This window comes from Vibrio sp. M260121 (genome assembly GCF_036533715.1).
Taxonomy (GTDB): domain Bacteria; phylum Pseudomonadota; class Gammaproteobacteria; order Enterobacterales; family Vibrionaceae; genus Vibrio.
The window spans coordinates 1-6,674 of the sequence record NZ_JATABF010000081.1 but is presented as its reverse complement, the minus strand read 5'-3'; the positions used below and the strand labels follow the sequence as shown (position 1 = coordinate 6,674).

The window sequence follows — 6,674 nt, the reverse complement described above, 5'->3', positions numbered from 1 at the left end:
CTTTCTGAGCGCAGAAATCATATACCTTTCGTTCTCAGTGAGGTGCGTGTATTTCATGTTTTTTACTTCTTGGCGGGAGCAAACTTCATGATTATCGCATCTCACTGTTTTTATGTTCAGAGGTGTCGCACTTCGTACTTGAATCCAAGGCACTTAACAAACTGTTTAAGAGTGATTCGCAACGCGTGGCATTTTTACTATGCGTTGCGTTTAGTGTTTAAGGTGGTATACGGCAGCATCGGTATTGCGTTGCTCACACCTTAACAGGGCGTTAGAGCTCATAGGTAGATCGAACTTTGATATATAAGGAAAGATTGTGGAACATTTAGAGATTTCTATTTCTGGTTCGATCCAGAAAAATAATTTTGACTCTTGGAAGTTGGGTTTACTTGAGCAGATTGCGTCAACAAATCTAGATCTCGAAACTGATAATGATTTTGCTGTTGCGTCAGATAATGTTAAATCTTTAAAAACAGCTGAAAAAACGCTAAAAGAATGTAAAGTCAAAGCATTAGAGCAGACACATGATATTCAACAGCTTTTTTCAGCTATTGACGAAGTGTCAGAAACCGCGCGAGAAACTCGTTTAATACTAGAACGACAGCTTCGAACAAAAAAACAGCAGATAAAATCTGACCTTGTAACTCAAGCGCAGCTAAAGCTTCTCGAATACTGTAAATCAAAATCTGAAGTATTCTCGTATGTGGATCAAGAGCAGTTTACTGCTGTGAGTAGCTTGGAAGCAGCAATAAAAGGTAAAGCCTCTTTGACTGGAGTGGAGAAAGCTCTAGATACTAAAGTTCAGGAGTTAATACAAAAGATCGACGCTCAAGAGCAGTTAGCTCAGGAGAGTTATCAGTTTGTTTCAAATCAGAGTGAGCAGCATCGTGTACTACTTCAAGATATGCAGTATCTTTTGTCTCTACCGTTGCCTGAGCTGAAATTAACCGTAGAAAATAGAATAGTAAAGCTTTCTGAGCAACAAGCGCTGAAAAGTGCTCAAGAATCTGAATCAGAGTTACAAGTTGCTTCATGTGAAGCTGTTCATGGTGCTTGCAGTGAAACTATAAGTAACTATGTTATTTCTATAGAGGTTAATTCGACCCGCTCGGAAGCAATCGAAATTGCTCGAGAAGTGAAGCAGTATTTGATAGCACGATCACCGGTTACCGATATTAAATTGAACAAACAACGTGACTAAATGAGCTCTAACAAACAATTTAAGAGTGATTCCCCACGCGTGGCATTTTTACTATGCGTTGAATTTAGTGATTAAGGTGGTTTGCGGTAGCATTGGTATTGCGTTGCTCACCCCTTAGCAGGGCGTTAGGTGCTCAGGTGGAAATAGGAAGTTTTATGCAAATCAGGGAAGTCAGAGCGAGTGATGCTCAGTCAGTGTTGGATCTCATGTATCAATTAGATCGTGAGTCGAAATTCATGATGTTAGAAGAGGGTGAGAGAACTACTACTCTTGAGCAACAGGTGAAAATCCTAGAGTCATTTTCCGAAAGTACCTCTAAGGCGATGTTCGTCATTTCTGGTGAAAATGAGATTTATGGCTTTGCTGCTGGAATTGGGAATACAGCTAATCGAAATCGACACTCAATGTATTGTGTCATGGGTATCAAACAATCAGCTTCAGGGAATGGGTATGGTAAACAATTACTGGAGTACCTCGAAACTTGGGCAGTAGGGGAAGAGTTTACAAGACTTGAGCTAACGGTTATGTGTCATAATGATCGCGCATTTAACCTTTATCGAAAACATGGTTTTGAAGTCGAGGGGACTAAGCGTAACTCTCTGAAAGTGGATGGTCAGTATGTTGACGAGTTCTATATGTCAAAACTGCTCCGCACCTAACAAACTGTTTAAGAGTGATTCGCAACGCATGGCATTTTTACTATGCGTTGCGTTTGGTGTTTTTGGTGGTATGCGGCGACATCAGTATTGCGTTGCTCACACCTTAACAGGGCGTTAGTTGTCTCTGGTTCAACTGATAGAGAGAGCTTTTAAATCTGGCATTGTTTTTATTAGTTAGAAGTCTCCATTGATCTTATGCTTTTTGTTTTTGCTAGTTTTAAGCGATATTGTATGCATCATCAGATTCGCAGTGTCGTTAGAATGAGGATGGTTAATGAGAATATATTATCGTTCAGACTTGCTATGTGGAAAGCAAAATGGAAACAGAAGAAATATCAGCTTATCAAAAAGGATGTTGTATTCTTTATCCAGTAAATTGGATTTACAGCCATTCTCATTGGAGGAGATAAACTCAGTTTTGTTAAATAAGCATCATTCGATAGGATGTTCCATCAAGGCTCCTTTTCAATATGTCGGGTGGGAGGAAGAATCTCAGTGGTATGAGTTATTTAAAGGAGAAGAAGAAATATTTCTTCCCAAGAATATCAATTTTACTGATGGAAAGGTGACTTAGTTTATCGTTGTAATTGGTGAGCAATACGAACTAAGAGTGTGGCGTGATAGCCACTGTTTTGATAGAGATGAAAATATGTGGTTTTCTCACGAACCAGTAGTTTGTGATGTAGAGTTGAATATGCTTAAAAGTAGTTTTTATACTCTAATTACACATGTCCAACGGGAAGAACAGTTATTTATGTCACGAAATTTGCGAACTGGCTCAGGCAACTAACAAACTGTTCAAGAGGGATTCGCAACGCGTGGCGTTTTCACTATGCGTTGGTTTTAGTGATTAAGGTGGTATGCGGTGGCTTAGGTATTGCGTTGCTCACCCCTTAGCAGGGCGTTAGTTTACCAATCAAGATCTTCACTCTAAATCCAATTCTAGGGTGAAATTTGATTACAAGTAGTTCTGAGGAAGTTGTGATTGTCCGAGTACGGCTACAACTAAAATGAAGCCATCTTCTTTTGTAAAGTAAGCAGTATGCTTGCCCACGGGGAAATAGAACCCGCTTGGGTATATGTCATCACAACTGCGACCAACAGCTGGATTATCAGCAAGCACTTGAAAACCAGTTAGTAACGTATCTTTATAGCTTCGCCACTGGGTCTCGGAGAAGTTGTTAACTGTATAGCTTTTGATTTTCCGTAAATGAGTCTGGGCTAATTTACTCAGTTTGTATTTATTCTTTTGCATAGCGGGTTATAAGGCGTTTAAAAAGTCTTCACCATCAACCACATTGCCTTGCGCTAAGTCTTGTTTCGCTGACTCGAAACAGTGCTTAAGGTAATCGGTTTTCATTGCTTCTAGTTCTTCATAGTCCTTGATAGACATTACAACGACGGCGTCTTTACTGTTTTTGCTAATCTTCACAGGCTCACGTTGGGCGCTTAGAAGTAGCTCACCAAAATTACGTTTGGCATCATTTGCTGTTAATGTGTGCATGATCAATCTCCAAATCTGGAATTACAGTAAGATTATAGTTGTTCGCATGAAATGGTCAATCTAATTAAATCGTGCGATTTGTGCGAAAGGTAAACTAACAAGCAATTTAAGAGAGATTCACAACGCTCGGCATTTTTGCTTCTACTTCAAATTTAGTGTTTATGGCACAATGCTTTAGGTTTGGGTGGAGGCGTTGTTCACCCCTTAATTGGGCGTTATGATTTTTATCGAAGTGGGGAGTTTGAATGGCAATAGCATTTGAAAGTCAGAGGTTGACAGTAGTAGAAGTTGCTGAAGGACTTGATTTGTCTAAACACTCATTTTTGCTAGAGCGGATTCCTCAAATTCTCACGCCAGCAGTTGTAGAAAATCTTCCTCCATATTTCCACGAGATAGGTTCTAGTGAACAAGCCAGAATCTGGCTTGAGCGAATGTTGTCAGAGAGCCGCTTACTTCAAGTGGAAACCGAGGAGCACGATCTAATAGGTTTCTTGTTCGCTTATGTGGAAAATGACGAATCTGCCCATATCGGTTATTTGCTTGCTGAAGCATACTGGGGACGAGGATTGGCTAGTGAATTACTTCAAGGCTTTATTAATGAAGTCGAGCAATCTGAATCATGGTTAAAACTCATAGGTGGTGTTGACCAATATAATATTGCTTCAGCGAAGCTACTCAAGAAGCTAGGTTTTATAGAGCAACCTGCTAATGACTGTGGTGTGGTTTTCTATGAATATACGATTCCCCGACCACAATCATAACAAGAGACTATGGCGTCAATAGTTAATTTTTGGCGCTATTGTTATCCCACATTACACCGTCTCTGAGTATCGAGTTTAAGATCACAACCATCTTTCTCATGCAGGCAACTATGGCTACTTTTTTGGGTTTTCCTGCCGCAAGTAATCGTTCATAAGTGGTCTTAAAAACAGGGTTACATTGGATGGCAGACATCATCGCCATATACATCACGGTTCTAACCTGAGTCCGACCGCCTTGTATTATGCGCTTTCCTTTGTAACGCCCACTTTCTCTAACGATGGGTGCAACGCCAATCAAGCTAGAGGCTTGTTTATTGGTGATGTAACCAAGTTCTGGGACGTTGCTAATGATTGATGCGGCCAGTATTTTACCGACACCAGGCATGCTTTGAAGTATCTCATTTTTATTCTGATATTCAGGTGAGGTATCGATGAGCTAAGTGACTTTAGCTTCTACTTTTTCAATTTGATTTTTAAGAGCGGTTAAGATGGGTGTAATGGTTGAAGCGATGTTCTTTGGCAATACTTGTAGTCGGTTTCGTTCCATGGTCTGTATGGAGAGTAACTGATTACGCCTTGTTACTAAGTCACTCATTAATCGGATGTTTTCGGCTTTCAGTTTGGTTAGCTCAGGCTGAACTTTTTCGGCATAGTGGGCAATGAGAGCGGCGTCTAAACGGTCGTTCTTAGCTCTTTGTCCGATAGTACCAGCGAACCTTTTTATCCTCAATGGGTTAGCGATGACATAGGGTAACTTTGCTTGGTCACAAGCAAGGATGAAGGGCATTTTTAATCGTCCAGTAGCTTCAATTACGACCCGCTGAGGATGGTGTTTAGCGATAGTTTTGACGGCCTCTTTAATGCCTTTGTCGCTGTTAGGAACAGTGAAGTAAATATCGAGAGGACGAATATAAATATCTAACTGTGATTTGCCAGTATCAACACCGACATTAATGTTTTGAAGTGTGTTTGTATTCATAATAAGCTAACTCTTGCTTGCAAATGCGGGCTCGAGCCCCAGAAGACTATTCGAGTGTGGTGCTTGGAGTTCTATCTGATGTTCGTACTTGTTATCGGTCTCTCGATAGAGGAGCCATCATTTAATCGAACTATCAGATAGAAGAACTTTAGTTGCAGCTAAAGTCTGGGTCTCACCTTACCCGATTGCGTTAGTTATTATCCATACAAACAATTTAAGAGTGATTCAGCACGCTTGGCATTTTTGGTTTGGGTCTAGTTTAGTGTTTACAGCGGTCAAATTGAGTATTGTGGTAGCGTGCTTCACACCTTAATTGGGCGTTATGCTCTATGCTGAAAAATGGAACTTAATGGAGGCTGGCATGAGTATGAAAGAGTCTGATTGGAAAGTCTTTTGCGAAATCAAAAATGAAGCAATTCAGTTGTATTGTACGAGACAACTGAGCGAGGTCATTGAAACTATTACTGACGAGTCAGAACTGGCAGCGGAAAGGTTTCATTTTATGTGTCAGTATTCCAAAACATCAGAAAAGCAGATGAAGCTTATCTTTGATGGTCATTCTCGTAATAAGGCATTTATTCAACTCATGCTAATGTGCGAAGAAAATTTGGTAGCACCAGAGCAGTTCGAACGTCTATCGGATGAGTTCAAAAAAGACATTACGTCGTTGTTGGAAAGACGAGCATAACAAAGCGTTTAAGACGGATTCCCAACGCTTGGCATTTTTGGTTTGCTTTGAATTTAGTGTTTACGGCACAATGCTTTAGGTAAGGTGGTCGCGTTGCTCACACCTTAACAGGACGTTAGCATTAACGAGGAAATTGGAAACTATGGCGAATTCAAAAGAAGACAAGTTAGGCAGTGGCAACTCGTCTTTAAATCACGCAACCCAGAGATTACTAGGTTTCAATAGGGCTCGTTTCGACAACTTGGAGCAGTTTAATCAAAAGGTTGAGCGTTCACTCAAGACCCTAGTGATACTAGCTATAAACAGCAGTTATTGAAAGCTTATGGTGAGTAGTACAATCACCATACTTCTTTTACGCAGGAAGAGCCGCTAATTGATCGTATGGAGCGTAAAGCTCACATACGAAACATTTTGTTCCGGGGAGTTACGACGCTAGGGCGTGTTGATCTTTCGAGAGTGTTTTTTGAACAGCATGGTAAAGAGTTATAATTTGCTTCGCCAAAAGTAAAACCATACCCAATACCATGCCAAGAACAATGCTAACTGATATTCGATGGGAACTGCTACTCCAAATTATGAAAAGTACAGGTCGTATTTACGATAAAACTGAACATCGAATGACATTTGAGGGAATACTTTATCGAATGAGAACGAGATCTACCCTCTGAGTTCGGAGAGTGGAGTTCCGTCTACAGACGATTTAATCTTTGGTCAAAGAAAGGGATTTTGGATAAGCTTTTCAAAAGCTTATCTCGCATGGCTGATTTTGAATGGGTCTTTCTTGATGGCTCTATAGTTCGAGCGCATCAGCATAGCACAGGTGCGGCTACTGAAAGCTCAGAGCAAATAGGAAAAAGTCGTGGGGGCAATTCAACCAAAATT

The 6,674-nt window shown here is 40.5% G+C and carries 6 protein-coding genes and 2 pseudogenes; 5 read left to right on the top strand and 3 right to left on the bottom strand.

What is annotated here, in order from left to right:
* The first annotated feature begins 316 nt into the window (after nucleotides 1–316).
* Together QTO06_RS24680 and QTO06_RS24675 are read left to right on the top strand one after the other, a co-directional pair.
* A complete protein-coding gene (locus QTO06_RS24680; protein ID WP_331410265.1) occupies nucleotides 317–1,201 on the top strand; it encodes a hypothetical protein in 885 nt (294 codons plus the stop codon).
* 155 nt (nucleotides 1,202–1,356) lie between these two features.
* The gene (locus tag QTO06_RS24675) at nucleotides 1,357–1,860 is read left to right on the top strand and encodes a GNAT family N-acetyltransferase (RefSeq protein ID WP_331410264.1); all 504 of its coding nucleotides are present in this window, start codon (nucleotides 1,357–1,359) and stop codon (nucleotides 1,858–1,860) included.
* A gap of 958 nt (nucleotides 1,861–2,818) precedes the next feature.
* Here the strand turns inward: QTO06_RS24675 and QTO06_RS24670 are convergent.
* Nucleotides 2,819–3,115, bottom strand: a complete 297-nt coding sequence (locus QTO06_RS24670) for a type II toxin-antitoxin system RelE/ParE family toxin (protein ID WP_331410263.1) — start codon at nucleotides 3,113–3,115, stop codon at nucleotides 2,819–2,821.
* Between the two features lie 6 nt (nucleotides 3,116–3,121).
* A complete protein-coding gene (locus QTO06_RS24665; RefSeq protein ID WP_005526987.1) occupies nucleotides 3,122–3,364 on the bottom strand; it encodes a type II toxin-antitoxin system Phd/YefM family antitoxin in 243 nt (80 codons plus the stop codon).
* 245 nt (nucleotides 3,365–3,609) lie between these two features.
* Here QTO06_RS24665 and QTO06_RS24660 point away from each other — a divergent pair, with 245 nt between their 5' ends.
* The gene (locus tag QTO06_RS24660) at nucleotides 3,610–4,125 is read left to right on the top strand and encodes a GNAT family N-acetyltransferase (RefSeq protein ID WP_331410261.1); all 516 of its coding nucleotides are present in this window, start codon (nucleotides 3,610–3,612) and stop codon (nucleotides 4,123–4,125) included.
* A gap of 22 nt (nucleotides 4,126–4,147) precedes the next feature.
* On the opposite strand, the pseudogene QTO06_RS24655 reads toward QTO06_RS24660, so the two are convergent.
* A pseudogene (locus QTO06_RS24655) lies at nucleotides 4,148–5,104 on the bottom strand (IS110 family transposase).
* 361 nt (nucleotides 5,105–5,465) lie between these two features.
* Here QTO06_RS24655 and QTO06_RS24650 point away from each other — a divergent pair.
* Both QTO06_RS24650 and QTO06_RS24645 read left to right on the top strand, forming a co-directional pair.
* Entirely contained in the window at nucleotides 5,466–5,792 is a 327-nt protein-coding gene (locus tag QTO06_RS24650) for a hypothetical protein (RefSeq protein WP_038940639.1), read from the top strand.
* Between the two features lie 524 nt (nucleotides 5,793–6,316).
* Nucleotides 6,317–6,674, top strand: a pseudogene (locus tag QTO06_RS24645) (transposase); the annotation flags it as partial.

Bases quoted from the DNA above. Each gene is read 5' to 3' on its own strand.
- QTO06_RS24660 (WP_331410261.1), top strand. From the start codon at position 3,610: ATGGCAATAGCATTTGAAAGTCAGAGGTTGACAGTAGTAGAAGTTGCT.
- QTO06_RS24650 (WP_038940639.1), top strand. From the start codon at position 5,466: ATGAGTATGAAAGAGTCTGATTGGAAAGTCTTTTGCGAAATCAAAAAT.
- QTO06_RS24665 (WP_005526987.1), bottom strand. From the start codon at position 3,364: ATGCACACATTAACAGCAAATGATGCCAAACGTAATTTTGGTGAGCTA.
- QTO06_RS24670 (WP_331410263.1), bottom strand. From the start codon at position 3,115: ATGCAAAAGAATAAATACAAACTGAGTAAATTAGCCCAGACTCATTTA.
- QTO06_RS24675 (WP_331410264.1), top strand. From the start codon at position 1,357: ATGCAAATCAGGGAAGTCAGAGCGAGTGATGCTCAGTCAGTGTTGGAT.